The sequence below is a fragment of the Streptomyces lonarensis genome (genome assembly GCF_012033735.1).
GTDB classification, from domain to species: Bacteria; Actinomycetota; Actinomycetes; order Streptomycetales; family Streptomycetaceae; genus Streptomyces; species Streptomyces lonarensis.
Genome location: NZ_JAAVJD010000045.1, coordinates 1 through 16298, shown reverse-complemented (window position 1 = coordinate 16298; position 16298 = coordinate 1). Strand labels below are relative to the sequence as shown.

Below are 16298 nucleotides of genomic sequence, written 5' to 3'. Positions count from 1 at the left end.
TGCGGGTGGCCGCGTCCCGACGGCCGAAGGCGGTGGAGGTTGGCAGCCGCGTGAGACACACGACGCTGTGAGCCTGTGACGCGCTAGTGCTGGCAGTGTATCGGCGCGGCGGCGGTCCCGGCGCCGGTTGCGCAGGACCGCCGCCCCTTCGGGCGAAACCGGCTGTCAACCCGGTGTCGGTCGGACTCAGTCCTCGTTGTCGACCCAGCTCATGAGCTTGCGCAGCTCCTTGCCGGTGGTCTCCAGCTTGTGGTTGGAGTCCGCGGTCTTGTACTCGTTGTACTTGGGCAGCCCGGCCTCGTACTCCGCCATCCAGGTCTTGGCGAAGGTGCCGTCCTGGATCTCGGTCAGGACCTTCTTCATCTCGGCCTTGGTGGCGTCGGTGATGATCCGCGGGCCGGTGACGTAGTCGCCCCACTCGGCGGTCTCCGAGATCGACCAGCGCATCTTCTCCAGGCCGCCCTCGTACATGAGGTCGACGATGAGCTTCAGCTCGTGCAGGCACTCGAAGTAGGCGATCTCCGGCTGGTAGCCGGCCTCGACGAGGGTCTCGAAGCCGGCCTTGACCAGCGCGGAGGCGCCGCCGCAGAGCACGGCCTGCTCGCCGAAGAGGTCGGTCTCGGTCTCCTCGGTGAAGGTGGTCTTGATGACGCCGGCCCGGGTGCCGCCGATCGCCTTGGCGTAGGAGAGCGCCAGGGCGAACGCGTTGCCGCTCGCGTCCTGCTCCACCGCGGCGATGCAGGGGACGCCGCGGCCTTCCTCGTACTGGCGGCGCACCAGGTGGCCCGGGCCCTTCGGGGCGACCATGCAGACGTCGACGCCGGCCGGCGGCTGGATGAAGTCGAACCGGATGTTGAAGCCGTGACCGAAGAAGAGGGCGTCGCCCTCCTTGAGGTGGTCCTCGACGGACTCCTGGTAGACCTTGGCCTGGATCGGGTCCGGGACCAGGATCATGATCACGTCGGCCTCGGCCGACGCCTCGGCGGGGGTGACGACGCGCAGGCCCTGCTCCTCGGCCTTGGCCCGGGAGCGAGAGCCCTCGTGCAGGCCGACTCGCACGTCGACGCCCGAGTCGCGCAGCGAGAGCGCGTGGGCGTGGCCCTGGCTGCCGTAGCCCAGAACCGCGACCTTGCGGCCCTGGATGATGGACAGGTCGGCGTCGTCGTCGTAGAACAGCTCGGCCACTTGGGGTATCTCCTTGAGTGCGGGGTGGTGCGGGTTGGGGTGGTGCGCGGGGCGAATGCCGTGACCGCGGCGGGGTGGTGACCCCGCCGGCAGGTCAGGCCGACCGCTCCAGGGCGCGCAGCGAGCGGTCGGTGATGGAGCGCGCGCCCCGTCCGATGGCGATGGTGCCGGACTGGACCAGCTCCTTCACACCGAACGGTTCCAGCATGCGCAGCATCGCCTCCAGCTTGTCACTGCTGCCCGTGGCCTCGATCGTGACGGCCTCGGGGGCGACGTCGACGGTCTTGGCCCGGAAGAGCTGCACGATCTCGACGATCTGGGACCGTGTCTCGTTGTCCGCACGGACTTTCACCAGAACGAGTTCACGTCGGACGGCCGAACCGGGTTCCAGTTCGACGATCTTCAGCACGTTGACCAGCTTGTTCAGCTGCTTGGTGACCTGCTCGAGGGGCAGGTCACCCACGCTCACCACGATGGTGATGCGCGAGACCCCGGGGTGTTCGGTGGTGCCGACCGCGAGGGAGTCGATGTTGAAGCCGCGGCGGGAGAACAGGGCGGTGATCCTGGCGAGGACGCCGGGCTTGTTCTCCACGAGAACGGACAGCGTGTGCTTGGACATCTGTGGGTCTGCTTTCTGGCTCGGCGCTGTCGGCTCAGTCGTCCAGGTCGCCGAAGTCGGGGCGGACCCCGCGGGCGGCCTGCACCTCGTCGTTGGAGGTTCCCGCGGCGACCATCGGCCAGACCATGGCGTCCTCGTGGACGATGAAGTCCACGACGACCGGGCGGTCGTTGATGGAGTTGGCCTTCTCGATGGTCGCGTCGAGGTCGGCGGGGTCCTCGCAGCGCAGGCCGACGCAGCCCATGGCCTCGGCGAGCATCACGAAGTCCGGCACCCGGGTGCCGCGGCCGCCGGACGGCTGGGGCGGCACACCGCTCGGGGTCGGCGCCGAGTGCAACGTGGTGTTGGAGTACCGCTGGTTGTAGAAGAGCGTCTGCCACTGGCGGACCATGCCCAGCGCCCCGTTGTTGATCACCGCGACCTTGATCGGGATTCCGTTGAGGGCGGCGGTGACGAGTTCCTGGTTGGTCATCTGGAAGCAGCCGTCGCCGTCGACGGCCCACACGGTGGCGTCGGGGCGGCCCGCCTTGGCACCGAGCGCCGCGGGGACGGCGTAGCCCATGGTGCCGAGGCCACCGGAGTTCAGCCAGGTGGCGGGCTTGTCGAAGGTCAGGAAGTGCGCCGCCCACATCTGGTGCTGGCCGACGCCCGCCGTGTAGACGGTCCCCTCGGGGGCGAGCCGCCCGATCCGCTCGATGACCTGCTGCGGCGAGAGGCTGCCGTCCTCGGGGAGGTCGTATCCCAGCGGGTAGGTCTCACGCCAGCGGCCCAGCAGCTCGCGCCAGGCGGCGTAGTCACCGGTGCGGCCGGCGGCGGTCTCGGCGTGCAGCGCCGCGGCCAGCTCGGTCAGCACCTCGCGCACGTCCCCGACGATGGGGACGTCCGCTGCGCGGTTCTTGCCGATCTCGGCCGGGTCGATGTCGGCGTGGACGACCTTGGCATGGGGCGCGAAGGAGTCCAGTCGCCCGGTGACCCGGTCGTCGAAGCGGGCGCCGAGCGCCACGATCAGATCGGACTTCTGGAGGGCGGTCACCGCCGTCACCGACCCGTGCATGCCGGGCATGCCGAGGTGGAGCGGGTGGGTGTCGGGGAACGCGCCGAGCGCCATCAGCGTGGTGGTGACGGGGATGCCGGTCTGCTCGGCGAGGGCCAGCAGCTCCGCGGAGGCGCCGGCCTTGAGCACGCCGCCGCCGACGTAGAGCACCGGCCGGCGCGCCTCGGAGATCAGCCGCGCCGCCTCCCGGATCTGCTTGGAGTGCGGTCGGCTCACGGGGCGGTAGCCGGGCAGGTCCTGGGTGGGCGGCCAGCTGAAGGTGGTCTGCGCCTGGAGCGCGTCCTTGGAGATGTCCACCAGAACGGGGCCGGGGCGGCCGGTGGAGGCGATGTGGAACGCCTCCGCGATGGTCCGCGGGATCTCGGCGGGGTCGGTGACCAGGAAGTTGTGCTTGGTGACCGGCATGGTGATGCCGCAGATGTCGGCTTCCTGGAACGCGTCGGTGCCGATGGCCTTGCTGGCGACCTGCCCGGTGATGGCGACCAGCGGGACCGAGTCCATGTGGGCGTCGGCGATGGGCGTGACGAGGTTGGTGGCTCCGGGGCCTGAGGTGGCCATGCAGACGCCGACGCGCCCGGTGGCCTGGGCGTAGCCGGTGGCGGCGTGGCCGGCGCCCTGCTCGTGCCGCACCAGGATGTGACGCACCGTGCCGGAGTCCATCATCGGGTCGTACGCCGGGAGGATCGCGCCACCGGGGATGCCGAATACGGTGTCGGCGCCGACCGACTCGAGGGAGCGGATGAGGGACTGCGCTCCCGTGAGGTGCTCGACGGTCGCGGTCTGCTGCGGTCCGTTGCGGGGGGCGCGAGGCTGCGGCTTCGGTGCCCCGCCTGACTGCTCGGTCATCGCGGTCTCTTCCCGGTTCTGAAGGGTGTGGCGCTGGGTTCGGCTGGTGGTGTCGGTTCGCGGGCCTCGTCCGAGATCCGCGAACCGGTTCGGTGCAACAAAAAACCCCTCGTGCCGTCGGGCATGCGAGGGGGGCGCGTCGGGTGGCCGCGGGAGAGTGGTCCCGGGTCAGGCGACGCGCCTGCCAAGTACGAGAATTCGGGTGCGCATGGCACAGACACTGCTCCCTGGCATCAGGCCGTGTCAAGCGGACCGGAACCGAGTCTCACTATCCGGGCGATTGCCGGACACCCGTACGAGCAGGGCGTACTCCGGCGGGCGGTGGCGCGTCCGGCCGGCCGGAATGCCGGCGCCGCGTGGCCCCGGCCGGGGCGGGTGGGGTACCGGCCGGGCACCGGTCCCTCCACCCCGGCCGAGCCTTGGCGCGGCGCCCGGTTGCGGAGCACCCACCGGTGGTGGGGTCCGGTCAGGGCGGTCGGCGTGTCGTCGACCGCCAGGAACCCGGTCGGCGTCTGGTGCAGCGGCGGGCTGCGCCTGACGTAGCGCCGGGGCGGTGGCCGACGCTCAGGGGGTGGGCGCCTGGCGCAGCCGGCCCGGTGGGCCGGGTGCCGCCGGGCCGCGGGGCGGCTGCCCCAGCGCACCCGCGCGCAGCGCGGCGGCGAGAGCGACCTCGTCGAGGGGGCCGCCGAGGGCGGCTCCTTGGCCTCGGCGGCAGCCGAGCGACCGCAGGACCGCGGCCTGGTCGGGGTGGTCGACTCCGTCGGCGAGGACCGTCACCCCGAGTTCGCCGGCGAGTGCCAGCAGCGCCGTGGCGGTGGCGCGGGCCCGCGCGGAGTCGGGGAGCCCGGCGACCAGCGTCCGCGCGAGCACCATCTCCGTGATCGGCAGTCGCTGGAGCGCGGACAGCGGTACGGCTCCGTCACCGAGCCCGGGGAGGGAGACACCGACCCCGAGAGCGCGCAACCGTCCGAGGGACAGCCGGTAGTCGACGTCGTCGAGCAGCGGCCCGGCCTCCGTCAGGGCGAGGGTGAGGTACCGGGCGGGCAGGGTGTGGCGGGCGAGGACCGCCGCCACCGTCTCGGCGGAGACCGTCGCACCGAGCAGTGCCTCGGGGCTGAGCGGGACCGTGACCGGTAGGTCGTGCCCGCGGCGGAGCCGTTCTGCGGCCCCCGCCGCGGCGAGATCGACCAGGACGCTCCCGGGCCGGTGCGGCGGCAGCGCCGCCCGGGGCCTGGGCCCGGACGGCGGAGGGCCCGCGACCGGGGGTGCTGACCACTCCTGTTGCGACTCGGCGGGGCCGGGCGCCCGCGGCGCCGTCTCGGTGCCGCGCGGTCCCGGCCCGCGGCCACCGATCCGGGCGGAGCGGACGGCGAGCCATCGGACGGGGGGCACCGCACGCGCCGGACCCGACGAGCGGGTCGCCCGTCCGGGCAGGACGGCGGGTGGACGACGCCCCGTCCCCGGTTCGGCCGGGGCGGGGACGACGTCCGGAGCGGACGACGGGGCCCGGGACACCTGCGCCGACCTCGGGTCGTCCGGACTCTCCGTGCGGGCCACGGCCGCGGGGTCCCTCGCGGCGCCGGGGCGAGCCGCCCGGCTCGGAGCGGGGCCGGGCGCCGTCCGGTCGCCGGCGGCGGACCGGATGAGCCGCAGCGCCAAGCCCTGTACGGTTCCGTCCTCCAGGGAGACCTGCGGCTGGTGGGTGAGGCGAAGGGCGGGCGGGTAGTTCTCGCTGCTCCGCGCGGCCGGGATGAGCGGGCACGGCCCGCCCGGGGGGCGGGTGCGATCGGCGGGGACGTCCTCGCCGGGGGCAGCGGCCGCCCCCGTGCGGGCGACGCCTCGCGGCGACCTCGCCCGGGCGGCGTGGTGGCTGCCGCCGACCGGGGCGGCGGGCACGGGCGGTACGGCGTCCTGCCCGTGGACGTCAGGGGCGTACAGCTCGACGCGCCCCTTGCCCGCCTGTTTGGCCCGGTACATCGCGACATCGGCCTCGCGGAGCAGACCGGAGGGGGAGCAGCCGGGGGTGGCGAAGGCGATCCCGATACTGGCCGCGACGCGGACCTCCCGTCCCTCGACGAGGTACGGCAGGGAGAGCGCCGAGCGGACCCGCTCGGCGATGTCGAGCACCTGGTCGCTGCGGACCTGCCCGGAGCGGCAGGGTTCACCGCCGGCGTGGCAGTCCTCGCCGGCGGCGGGGCCGCCCTCCGGCGTGCCGGGCTCCCCGGACGCCCCGGCGGGGCACGGGCTGAGCAGGGCGGCGAACTCGTCGCCGCCGAGCCGGGCGGTGGTGTCCCCGGAGCGCACGGAGTCGCGCAGGCGCCGGGCGGCCTGGATCAGCAGCTCGTCGCCGGCCTGGTGGCCCGCGGTGTCGTTGACGGCCTTGAAGCCGTCGAGGTCGATGTAGAAGACGGCGGGGGTGCCCTCGCCGGTGCGCCGCCCCTCGATGGCCTGCCGCAGCCGCTCGGTGAAGAGCGCGCGGTTCGGCAGGTCGGTGAGCGCGTCGTGGGAGGCGCTGTGCTGCAGCTGTGCCTGGAGGCGGACCCGCTCGGTGACGTCCCGGCTGTTGAAGATGAGTCCGCTGTGGTGGCGGTTGACCGAGGACTCCACGTTGAGCCAGCGGCCGCCGCCGTGGAGCACGCGGCACTCGACGCGCGTCACCGGCTCGCGGGCGGGCGGCACGGAGAGGAAGCGGCGCAGCTCGAACTCGACGCGGCCGAGGTCGTCGGCGTGGATGAGGTCGGAGAGCCGTCTGCCGACCAGTTCCTCGGCCGGCAGCCCGTAGACGCCGGCGGCGGCCGGGCTGACGTAGCGCAGGACGCCGTCCGGTGCCGCGATCATGATGACGTCGCTCGACCCCTGCACCAGGGAGCGGAAGTGGCTCTCCTGCTGCGCCAGTTCCCCGGCGAGGATGATGTTGTCCCGCAGGGTGATGCCCTGACGGACCAGCAGGGCGAGCACCACGGCGCAGGCGGTGCCGACGACCACGGGGTCGACGGCGCGCCCCTTGGTGACGGTGATGAGGATGGAGAGCGTGCAGACGGCGGCCGCCAGGTACGGCGTCATGGCTGCCAGCGGGCCCGAGAGGGGCTGGGCGAGCGGCGGCTCCGGGGCGTGGCGCGCGGCGGCCTCGGTCGGGCGGCCGCCCTGCGGGGGCTCCGCCCGCTCCGGGGCCTCACCCCCGGGCTCGGTCTCCGGCGCGGCGGTGCCCGGACGCTGCTCCTCGGTGGTGGGACCCGCTCCGGGTGTCCACGGGGCGCAGGCCAGTAACAGCGACCCGGCGAACCAGCCGGCGTCGAGCAGCTGACCGGAGCTGTACTGGTCGCGGAGGAGGGGCGAGGTGAAGAGGGCGTCGCACAGGACCGTGAGGCTGAGCGCGCCGAGCGCGGTGTTGACTGCGGCCCGGTGCGCGGCGGTGCGCCGGAAGTGGAGCACCAGGACCATCGTGACCAGCACGATGTCCAGCAGGGGGTAGGCGAGAGCGAGCGCGGCGCGGATCACCGTCTCCCCCTGGGACTGCGCGGTGTGGGTGAGCGCCACCGACCACGAGAGCGCCAGCAGCGACCCGGCGATCAGCGAGGCGTCGAGCCCCAGGCAGAGCCAACCGGCGCGGCTCACGGGTCGCTTGGCAAGCATGAGGAGACCGACGATCGCCAGTGGCGCGAAGAGGAGGAAGCACAGGTCGGCGACGGAGGTCCGGGGCACCGGCTCGCCGAGGACGACCTCGTACCAGCCCCAGACCGCGTTGCCGAGGCCCACCATGAGGGACGAGAGGCCGAACAGCACCCAGGCGGCCCGGAACTCGCCGGCGCGGGTGCGGGCGTACCAGAGGCAGGAGCCGCTGGCGAGCAGGGCTGCTGCGCTGAGCCCGAAGTCGCCCATGATCAGCGCGAGCTCCTCGGAGCCCCACCCGAGGGCGGCGCCCACCGCGTACGCCGCGCAGACGGCGGCCAGGACGGCCTGTCGCACCAGGCCGCTTCTCGGTGCGGCCCGGTCGGCGTCCTGTGCTCCCGCGGGCGCCCCGGCCCGGCCGTCAACTGCTTCTCGTGGACAGTGCATTCGCGTATCGCCCCCTGCGTCCTGGGCACGCCCCTGTGGGACGATACACCAGTCGGTCACAGAATGGCATCCATTCACGACACAGGGTAACTACTGCGCGAATTTCCTCCCTTCGCGGCCGGTTATGTGGTATTCGGAGCACTGGGTGAGCACGTCAGCCGCCCGTGGCCACGCCATTCCGGAGCGGCTCGCCGGCAGCGAAGCGGGAGAGCTGGCCGTGCAGCATCCGGACGGCGCGGGGCAGGAACGCCGAGGAGGCGCCGCCGACGTGCGGGGTGATCAGCACGCCGGGCGACCGCCACAGCGGGTGGTCCGCCGGCAGCGGCTCGGGATCGGTGACGTCGAGCGCCGCGAGCAGCCTTCCCGACGAGGTCTCGGCCAGCAGCGCGTCGGTGTCCACGACGGCACCGCGCGCCACGTTGACGAGCAGGGCGCCGTCTCCGAGCCGTGCCAGGAAGGCGGCGTCGACGAGACCGCGCGTCGAGTCGTTGAGCGGCACGCAGACGATGACGACCTCGGCGTCCGGCAGCAGCTGCGGCAACTCGGTCACCGCCCGCACCGGTCCGCGGGCCGCCTGCCGGGCCGAGCCGGCGACGCGCACGACGCTGCGGGGCTCGAACGGCAGCAGCCGCTCCTCGACGGCCGCCCCGATGCCCCCGTAACCGAGGATGAGGACGCTGCGGTCCGCCAGCGAGGGCAGCACGCGGCCCTGCCAGCGTCCGTCGAGTTGGTTGCGCACCGCGTCCGGCACGCCGCGCAGCGCCGAGAGCGTCAACGTGAGCGCGAGCTCGGCCGTGCTCGTGTTGTGGAGATCACCGGCGTTGCAGAGCACCGTGCTCGCGTCGAGCGACGGCAGGGAGGGCAGCATGTGGTCGTAGCCGGCCGTCAGGGTCTGCACCACGCGGACGCGGGTCATCTTCGGCAGCGGCGCCGTGACGACGGAGGGCGGACGCATGTAGGGCACACCGTAGAAGACGCAGTCGGCCGGGTCGGCGGGGTAGTCCCCGTCACCGTCCCAGAAGTGGTAGCTCAACGAAGGGGGCAGCGGACCGAGCTGGTCGATCGGGAGCGGAAGCCAGGCGTCACCGGTGGTCATGGACGAAAGCGTATCGAGCAGGGGGCGCACGGGTCAGGGGTCTGCAGCGGATACGTTGAACGCCTCGCCCCGGCGCGCGGCGGACAGCGGCACACACCCCCCGTGCGCCACGGAGCGGAGGCGGGGGGCGCGGCGTACCGGAGCACGGCGACAACGGAAGGTGTCGGGGACGACCGGGCACCGGGAGCGGGCACGCGGGGAGGGATCGACAGGGGTGCGGAACACCACGGTGGGCGCGGGAGCCCTGCGGGTGGGGGCCATCGGCCTCGGCTGCATGCCCATGAGCTGGGCGTACACCGCCTCGGAGCGCGACGGGCAGGAGTCGGTGCGCACCGTGCACGCCGCGCTCGACCTCGGCGCGACGCTGCTCGACACCGCCGACAGCTACGGCCCGTTCACCAATGAGCTCCTGCTGGGGCGTGCCCTGCTCGGGCGGCGGGACCGGGCGTTCCTGGCCACCAAGGGCGGATTGCTGGCGAGCGAGGGCCATCTCGTCACCAACGGGCGCCCCGAGTACATCCGGCGGGCGTGCGACGCGTCGCTGCGCCGGCTCCGCACCGACTGGATCGACCTCTACCAGTTGCACCGCCCGGACCCCGAAGTCCCGGTGGAGGAGAGCTGGGGCGCCATGGCGGAGCTGGTGCGCGCGGGCAAGGTCCGCTCGCTCGGCCTCTCGGCGCTCGACCTGGTGGGTCCGGCGCCGCGGCGTCCCGCGGTCGCGGGACGTGCGGCGGGGCCGGGCGGCCCTGGGGGGTACGGCGCGGCGCTGCGGCTGCTCGACCGGGTGCAGCAGGTGTTCCCGGTGGGCGCGGTGCAGGCGGAGCTTTCGGTGTGGGCGCCCCGTGCAGCGACGGAACTGCTGCCGTGGTGCCGCGCCCGCGGCGTGACACTGCTGGCCGCCATGCCCCTCGGAAGCGGCTATCTCACCGGCACGCTCACCGCCGGACGCGGCTTCGAACCCGACGACGCCCGCGCCAGGCATCCGCGGTTCACCGCGGAGATGATGGCGGAGCACCAGCCGGTGGTGGCGGCACTCCGCCGGGTGGCGGCGCGGCACAGCGGCGTCACGGCGGCCCAGGTGGCGCTGGCGTGGCTGCTCGGCCTGGGCGACCAGGTGATACCGGTGCCCGGGACGAAGAAGGAACGCTGGGCACGGGAGAACTGCGCGGCGGCCGGGGTCGTGCTGACCCCGGCGGACCTGGTGGAGCTGCGCGGGCTGCCCGAGGCACTGGACACTTGGGGCTGAGAGCACAGGTGCCCGGTTCGGCGCGCCCCGTGCGTCCGCCCCGTGCCCCGTGCGCACGTCCCGTGTCCGCCGACGCGCTCGGAACCGGCCGTGGCGAACCGGCCCCACGGCGGGTCGGCACGTAGCTTGCGGGTAGGCGTGCGGCACCGCACCGCACCGTTCACGCTGGGAGGCGTCTCCGATGGCCGCACGGCCCCGCTCATCACGTTCCCTGGTCGCCGCGCTCACCGCCTGCGCGGTGCTCGCCGTCGGCTGCTCGGGCCAGGACGAGGACAGCTCCGCCTCCGACGCCGATCCTTCGACGGAGGAGGCGCCGGAAGGCGGTGCGACCGACGACGGCACCGAGGAGCCCCCCGGTGGTGAAGCTGCCGCCGCGGAGGGCACCGTGGAGGTCGTCGGCACGGTCGCCGAGGACCTTCCCTCCCCCTGGGGTTTGGTGGAACTGCCCGACGGCGACCTGTTGGTGGGCTCCCGCGACGAGGCGACCGTGCTGCGGGTCGATCCCGACTCCGGCGAGACCTCGGAGGTCGGCTCTGTCGACGGGGTCGATCCGGCCGGCGAGGGCGGCCTCCTCGGGCTGGCGCTCGGCGACGGGGACCTGCTGTACGCCTACCTGACGGCGGAGTCCGACAACCGGATCGTGCGGATGGAGTACGACGGCGACTCGATCGGTTCGCCGGAGGTCGTGCTGGACGGCATCCCGAAGGACAGCCGAATCCACCACGGCGGCGGCCTCGCCTTCGGCCCCGACGGCATGCTCTACGCCGCCACCGGCGACGCGGCCGAGCCGGACCTCGCCCAGGATTCCGCGTCGCTCGCCGGCAAGATCCTGCGGCTGACCCCCGACGGCGAGGTACCGGAGGACAACCCCGACTCCGGTTCGCCGGTGTACTCGCTGGGGCACCGCAACGTACAGGGTCTGGCCTGGGACGACCGCGACCGGCTGTGGGCCTCCGAGTTCGGCGCGCGTGACCTCGACGAGCTGAACCTGATCGAGCCCGGAGGCAACTACGGCTGGCCGGAGTTCGAGGGCAGCGGCGGCGAGGACGCGGGGTTCGTCGACCCGGTCGCGGAGTGGCCGACCGATCAGGCCTCGCCCAGCGGGCTGGCGTACGCCGACGGCGCGCTCTGGATGGCGACGCTTCGCGGGGAGCGGCTCTGGCGCATCCCGCTCGACGAGTCCGGCGAAGCGGGCGAGCCGGAGGCGTTCCTCGCGGGTGAGTACGGTCGGCTGCGCGCGGTGCTGGCCGTGGGGCCGGGTGACCTGCTGCTCGCGACCAACGAGACCGACACCCGGGGCACGCCGGAAGAGGGGGACGACCGGCTGCTGCGACTCACGGTCAGCTGAGGGCCGGCGACAACCACCTCGGCTCCCCGGGCCGGTTCCCGCCGTCGGCGTGCGGCGGGAACCGGCCCGCCGTGTGCGGGCCGCCGGCCGCCGTGGTGACGGAGCGGCGGGACACGTGAGGAGGAGACGGGCGGCGGCCCCGGGGCCGAGAGACGCCGCGGTCGGTTTCCGGACGGCGCCGGGGGCGGGCGGCCCGGATGTGCAGCGACGGCCCCGGCGTTCTCTAGACTCGCCCCATGGACGATGTCGAACTCGCCGAACTCCTCGACCAGCGTGAGGCGTTCCCGTACCCGGGGACGTGGCTCGCGGCCCCCTTCGCCAACCGTGAGGCGGGCGACCGCAAACTCGCGGTCGTCGCCCGGGACGAAGGGCTGAGCTTCATCGGTGTGGACCGCGCCGACGGCGGCGTGTGGGGCGTCCCCGAGGGCGGCGACCCGCATCTGATCAACACCGGACTCGCGGAACTGGTCGCCTGCTCGCAGGCGTACCGCGAGGCGTCCGTCCGGGTCGCCGGGGCGACGGAGGGCGCCGCCCCCGGGCAGACGCCGGGCGAGCAGCTGTCGGCGGCGCTGGTCGCCCGGTTCCGGGAGATCGACGCTTCGTCGGTGGCGGACGAGAACACCTTCTGGTCGGTCGCTGCCGAGGAACTCGGCTACACCGTCGCCGACTGATCCGCGCCGCCGTCGACCGCCCCGCCGACCGCGCACGGGGCGGGCCGTCGCCCGCCCCGTACTGCGGTGATCAGTCGGCGGCCGTCTGCACCAGGCGCAGCCGGTGGGCGAGCGCCGCGGCTTCCCCGCGGCTGGAGACCTCCAGCTTGGCGAGGATGTTGGAGACGTGCACGCTCGCCGTCTTCGGGGCGATGTACAGCGCCTCGGCTATCTGCCGGTTGCTGCGGCCCTCGGCGACGAGGGAGAGCACGTCCCGCTCGCGGGCCGTGAGCCCCGTGGTGTCGGCGGGCCCGGCGTCCGTTGCCGCCCCGTCACCTGAGCGTGCGGCGCGGCGGCCCGCACCGGTGGCGTCGAGGCGGGCGCGCTTGGCGAGCCGGTCGATGTCGGTGCGCAGCGGTACGGCGCCGAGCCGGTCGGCCTCTACCCGCGCCGAGCGGAGCTGCTCGGCGGCGAGTCGGCGGCTGCCGCCGCCCGCGATCAGGGACTCGGCCAGCCGGCGCCGGGCGTAGGCCAGAGTGAGGAGCTGCGTGGCCCGCGGCGCCTCCAGCGCCGCGATCAGCCGCTCCCAGTGCTCGGGGAGATCGTTTCCCGCGGCTCGGGCCTGCTCGGCCCGCAGGTGGATCTCGCCGGTCGCCCACGGCGCGATGTGCGTCGGAAGGCGGGAGGCTGCCTGCTGAACGGCCTCCAGCGCCTCGGCGCTGTCCTCGCCGCTGGACCGGGCGTCCGCCTCGATCGCCGCGGCAGCGGGAAGCAACCGCCACACCACAGTGGTGAGGTAGGGCGGCTGCTCGCCCTCCAGGGCGCGCGCCACGTGGAGCCGGGCCTCGGCCCGTCGGCCGAGGGCGGCCGCCAGCTCCATGGCCAGCCACGCCTCCGGGAGCCGGTACTGGGCCGGGACCTCGCCACCGTCCACCAGCGCCCGGACCTCGGCCAACGACCGCTCCGCACCCGCCACATCGCCCCGCCAGAGCCGGAGCAGCCCCAGCTGTGCGTGGGCGCTGGAACGCGGCCGGGGTTCGGGCCCCGACTCGGCGGCGTAGGTGAGCGCCTCTTCCGCTGCGGGCCACTCCCCCAGGTCGACGAGGACCCCGCCGCGGTTGGCCTGCAGCCACGGTTTGGCCTCGGAGAGACCGAAGCGGTCGCAGAGTTCGAGCCCCTCGTCCGCGGCGTCGCGTGCCTCGGTCAGCCAGCCGTAACGGGCGAGCGCTCCGGCGAAGTTCACCAGCGCGCGTCCGATGTTGTTGCTGGAGGGCGGTATCGGCACCTGGATCATCTGGTCGCGGACGGCGCGCATCTCGGCGAGACCGCCGTCGATGTCACCGGCGTCGGCCTTCAGGTTGGCAAGGGTGAACCGGGCGTGCAGTTCGACGGAGACGGCGCCGGTGACCCGGGCCATCTCGATGGCGCGTTCCGCGAACCCGAAGCTCTCCGGCCCGGGCCGGTTGACCGCCTGCCAGGAGGCGACGGCGGCGAGCACGTGGGCGTGGCCGAGCGAGGGCGGCAGTCCGGTGATCAGCTCGCGGGCGCGTTCCAGCTCCTCCAGGCCGTTGCCGCGGCCGAGCTGGTCGCGCGCCCGGGAGCGGTTGACCCAGAACCACGCGGCGCGCAGCGGGTCCTCCTCCTCGTCGAGGAGCCGCAGCGCCTGCTTGGTGAGAGCCCACGCGAGGTCGGGCTGGCCGGACTGGCGGGCGGCCTGGACGGCCTCGGCGAGCAGGTCGCGGAAGCGCAGCGGCTGCTCCGGGTCGGTGCCGGGGAAGCTCTCGATCTGGTCGGCGGGGCGGAGGGTTCGCCGGACTTCCTTGGGCACGCCGTCCCAGAGTTCCACCGCGCGTTCCAGCAGGCGGAGCTGTTCCGCGTAGGCGTAGCGGCGCCGTGCCTGCACCGCGGCGTCGAGCACGGCCGGCAGCGCGCGGGAGGGGTCTCCCGCGAGGTGCCAGTAACGGGCCTTGCGGGCCGACAGCTGGTCCTCGGGGACCAGGTGCCCGGACTCCTCCAGTGCCTCCGCGTAGCGCCGGTTGAGGCGGGCGCGTTCGCCGGGGAGCAGGTCGTCGACGACCGCCTCCCGCATCAGGGCGTGGCGGAACCGGTATCCGTCGCCGTCGTCGGTGGGGACCAGAAGGTTGTTGCCGACGGCGTCGCGCAACGCGGTGAGCAGCTCGTTCTCCGAACAGCGGGCGACGGCCGACAGCAGGACGTGCTCGACGGACGATCCGCCCTCCGCGACGATCCGCAGCACCTCCTGGGTGGACTCGGGGAGCGCCTCGACCCGCACGAGGAGCAGGTCGCGGAGGGAGTCGCTGATGTCGCCGGAGCCGCCGCCGGCGGTGAGCTCCTCGACGAAGAACGGGTTGCCCTCGGACCGGGTGAAGACGGACTCCGCCACGGCGGGGTCGGGCGGCGAGCCCTGGATGCCGGCCATCTGGGCCGACACCTCGGGGTGGCTGAGCCGGGTGAGTTCGAGCCGCCGCACGCTGCGGAGCCGGTCGAGTTCGGCGAGGAAGGGCCGTAGCGGGTGGCGGCGGTGGATGTCGTCCGTCCGGTAGGTCACGAGGACCATCAGCCGGGACCGGTTGACCGAGCGGAAGAGGTAGCCGAAGAGCTCGCGGGTCGAGCGGTCGGACCAGTGGAGGTCCTCCACGGCCACGACGACGGTGCGGTCGGCGGCCAGCCGTTCGAGGAGGCGGGTGGTGAACTCGAAGAGGAGCGCGCGGTCCACCTCGCCCGGTGGGGCGTGGCCTGCGTCGCCGAGTTCCGGGAGAAGGCGCGCGAGTTCGTTCTCCTGCCCTGCGGCGGCTTCCGTCAGCGCCGGGCCGAGCCGGCGGTGCAGGGACCGGAGGATCGCTGCGACCGGCGCGAAGGGGAGCCCGTCGGTGCCCAGTTCGACGCAGCCGCCCGTCGCGGCGAGCGCGCCGGCGCCGGTGGCGTGCGCGGTGAACTCCTCCAGCAGCCGGGACTTCCCGACCCCCGCCTCGCCGCCGATGACGAGCGCCTGGGGCTCGCCCTGCTGGGCTCGGGCAAGAGCCTGCCGTAGTTGGGTGAGTTCGTCGGCGCGACCGACGAAGACTGGGCTGACTCGATGACTCCGCACGGGGTCGAGGATCGCACGGGGCACGGGTGGCTCTCCAGCGGTTCGGGCCCCGGGGGGTGGCACCCGCCGCACGGGGCCCGCGCACGGGGGTCGGGTGGGGTGCCCCGCCGGGTGCGAGCGTGCCCCGTGGGAGCACGTCACGCCCACCGCGAGAGCCGCATGGGGCGGCACGACCGGTGCGGCTCGGCGCTGCACGGGGCGGCCCCGGATCTCTCACGCGGGCGGATGGTTCCCCACGGCCCTGGTCGCGCGCGAGTCGCTCTCGCTCGGCGGGGACCCGGGCGGTCCGGGGGCCAGGGCCGGGCGTCGGGGGCGCGCGCTGGGCGTCGCGCGGGGCGGGCTCGTCGTCGGAACGGCGGCGGTGTTCGCCGGTAGGTGGCAGGCTGCGCCGGTGCGCCCGGAGCGGTGCCGCCGTGCACCGCACCGGGCGGCGGGCGCAGCGCCCCACGTCATGCGCTCGACGGCGTCAGGCGATCCGCAGCGCGCGGCGGAGTCGGCCGGAGCTGGGGGCAGGGGCGGCGGCGCGGTCCGCCGTACGGGCCGGGGGCGTCGCCGGCGCGGAGGCCGCGGCTCGGGCACTGCGGCGGGCACGCCGCAGGCGTTGGGCGCTGCGCACCTCGGTCATCTCGGCGATCAGATCGCGTGCGTGGTGCCGGTGCAACTGGTACTCGAGCATCGTTGCTCCCTCGTCTCGGGTGGAGGCCGTCCCGGCGCTCCCGTCGTGTCTCTGTGTGATGGCTCCATCGTGGTCGCTGAGGCGGGGGTCCCGCATCGGACGCTTGCCGCGTCCTGACGGTGCGGGGCGTGCCGCGGCCGACCGGGCGGCGGGACGGACGACCCGGCGGCGGCTGAGACGCGGGCGCGGCGGGTGACCGGCGTCCTAAGGGGGCCGGGTCGGCTAAGGCATCGGCGCCGTGTTCGTAGGTACTCCGGAAGAGACGGGCATTCCGGCCCGGTGCGGGCCTCCCCCGGTTGCCGCGGACCGGAGGGACGCCCTGGACGGCGGGAGTGGGCGGGGCGGCTCTCCCGCCGCAGCAGGGTGCCGCGTGGGGCGGGGCGGGGCGGCGCAGGCCGCAGCCTGCGGCCGCC

The 16298-nt window shown here is 74.2% G+C and carries 10 protein-coding genes; 3 read left to right on the top strand and 7 right to left on the bottom strand.

The window, feature by feature from the left end:
- Nucleotides 1-186: 186 nt before the first annotated feature.
- The 5 genes from ilvC to HCN56_RS08745 form a co-directional block, all read right to left on the bottom strand.
- Nucleotides 187-1185: a ketol-acid reductoisomerase gene (gene ilvC, locus HCN56_RS08765; RefSeq protein ID WP_167968941.1), complete on the bottom strand. Its 999-nt coding sequence runs from the start codon at nucleotides 1183-1185 to the stop codon at nucleotides 187-189.
- A gap of 94 nt (nucleotides 1186-1279) precedes the next feature.
- Nucleotides 1280-1804 (bottom strand): acetolactate synthase small subunit, encoded by a 525-nt coding sequence (gene ilvN / locus HCN56_RS08760; protein ID WP_167968940.1) that lies wholly within the window; start codon nucleotides 1802-1804, stop codon nucleotides 1280-1282.
- Between the two features lie 34 nt (nucleotides 1805-1838).
- Complete coding sequence (locus tag HCN56_RS08755) at nucleotides 1839-3704, bottom strand: acetolactate synthase large subunit (RefSeq protein ID WP_167968939.1); 1866 nt, start codon at nucleotides 3702-3704, stop codon at nucleotides 1839-1841.
- 564 nt (nucleotides 3705-4268) lie between these two features.
- Nucleotides 4269-7760, bottom strand: a complete 3492-nt coding sequence (locus HCN56_RS08750; protein ID WP_167968938.1) for a diguanylate cyclase domain-containing protein — start codon at nucleotides 7758-7760, stop codon at nucleotides 4269-4271.
- A 154-nt stretch (nucleotides 7761-7914) separates the two neighbouring features.
- On the bottom strand, nucleotides 7915-8856 hold the full coding sequence (locus HCN56_RS08745) for a 2-hydroxyacid dehydrogenase (RefSeq protein WP_167968937.1): 942 nt from the start codon (nucleotides 8854-8856) through the stop codon (nucleotides 7915-7917).
- Nucleotides 8857-9070: 214 nt separating this feature from the next.
- Between HCN56_RS08745 and HCN56_RS08740 the strand changes: the two genes are divergently transcribed.
- The 3 genes from HCN56_RS08740 to HCN56_RS08730 all read left to right on the top strand — a co-directional run bounded on the left by HCN56_RS08740 (nucleotide 9071) and on the right by HCN56_RS08730 (nucleotide 12121).
- Nucleotides 9071-10102 (top strand): aldo/keto reductase, encoded by a 1032-nt coding sequence (locus HCN56_RS08740; RefSeq protein WP_167968936.1) that lies wholly within the window; start codon nucleotides 9071-9073, stop codon nucleotides 10100-10102.
- Between the two features lie 181 nt (nucleotides 10103-10283).
- Nucleotides 10284-11450: a PQQ-dependent sugar dehydrogenase gene (locus HCN56_RS08735; protein WP_209312517.1), complete on the top strand. Its 1167-nt coding sequence runs from the start codon at nucleotides 10284-10286 to the stop codon at nucleotides 11448-11450.
- A 236-nt stretch (nucleotides 11451-11686) separates the two neighbouring features.
- A complete protein-coding gene (locus tag HCN56_RS08730; RefSeq protein WP_167968935.1) occupies nucleotides 11687-12121 on the top strand; it encodes an SUKH-4 family immunity protein in 435 nt (144 codons plus the stop codon).
- Between the two features lie 70 nt (nucleotides 12122-12191).
- Here HCN56_RS08730 and HCN56_RS08725 read toward each other — a convergent pair whose 3' ends face one another.
- Together HCN56_RS08725 and HCN56_RS08720 are read right to left on the bottom strand one after the other, a co-directional pair.
- Entirely contained in the window at nucleotides 12192-15209 is a 3018-nt protein-coding gene (locus HCN56_RS08725) for a helix-turn-helix transcriptional regulator (RefSeq protein ID WP_312871134.1), read from the bottom strand.
- 466 nt (nucleotides 15210-15675) lie between these two features.
- Nucleotides 15676-15885 carry a hypothetical protein gene (locus tag HCN56_RS08720; RefSeq protein WP_167968933.1) on the bottom strand — a complete coding sequence of 70 codons (210 nt, stop codon included), beginning with the start codon at nucleotides 15883-15885 and terminating at the stop codon, nucleotides 15676-15678.
- Between the last annotated feature and the right edge of the window lie 413 nt (nucleotides 15886-16298).

Excerpts from the sequence above, each read along its gene's own strand:
- HCN56_RS08745 (WP_167968937.1), bottom strand. The coding sequence starts at position 8,856 with ATGACCACCGGTGACGCCTGGCTTCCGCTCCCGATCGACCAGCTCGGT.
- ilvN (WP_167968940.1), bottom strand. The coding sequence starts at position 1,804 with ATGTCCAAGCACACGCTGTCCGTTCTCGTGGAGAACAAGCCCGGCGTC.
- HCN56_RS08750 (WP_167968938.1), bottom strand. The coding sequence starts at position 7,760 with ATGCACTGTCCACGAGAAGCAGTTGACGGCCGGGCCGGGGCGCCCGCG.
- HCN56_RS08720 (WP_167968933.1), bottom strand. The coding sequence starts at position 15,885 with ATGCTCGAGTACCAGTTGCACCGGCACCACGCACGCGATCTGATCGCC.
- HCN56_RS08755 (WP_167968939.1), bottom strand. The coding sequence starts at position 3,704 with ATGACCGAGCAGTCAGGCGGGGCACCGAAGCCGCAGCCTCGCGCCCCC.
- HCN56_RS08735 (WP_209312517.1), top strand. The coding sequence starts at position 10,284 with ATGGCCGCACGGCCCCGCTCATCACGTTCCCTGGTCGCCGCGCTCACC.
- HCN56_RS08730 (WP_167968935.1), top strand. The coding sequence starts at position 11,687 with ATGGACGATGTCGAACTCGCCGAACTCCTCGACCAGCGTGAGGCGTTC.